Source organism: Microbacterium sp. KNMS (assembly GCF_053851835.1).
In genome coordinates this window covers 1-251 of sequence record NZ_JBSQBP010000155.1, presented here as the reverse complement: position 1 = coordinate 251, position 251 = coordinate 1, and the positions used below count along the sequence as shown (strand labels likewise).

Sequence of the window (251 nt, the reverse complement as noted above, 5' to 3'; positions counted from 1 at the left end):
CGGGAAGATCATGCTCGAGCACTGCGGCATGGAGCGCACCCAGCAGGGCCTGGAGAAGGCCCTCTCGGAGATCCCCGCCCTGCACGAGGAGTTCCGCAAGGACCTCCGGGTGACCGGCGACGGCGCCAGCCTCAACCAGACCCTCGAGAAGGCCGGCCGGGTCGACGACTTCTTCGAGCTGGCCCAGCTCATGTGCCTCGACGCCCTCGCCCGCGAGGAGTCGTGCGGCGGCCACTTCCGGGCCGAGCACC

At 70.5% G+C, this 251-nt stretch carries 1 pseudogene; it reads left to right on the top strand.

The annotated features are described in order from the left end of the window. Nucleotides 1–28: 28 nt before the first annotated feature. Nucleotides 29–251: pseudogene (locus tag ACWXWW_RS18210) on the top strand (fumarate reductase/succinate dehydrogenase flavoprotein subunit); the annotation flags it as partial.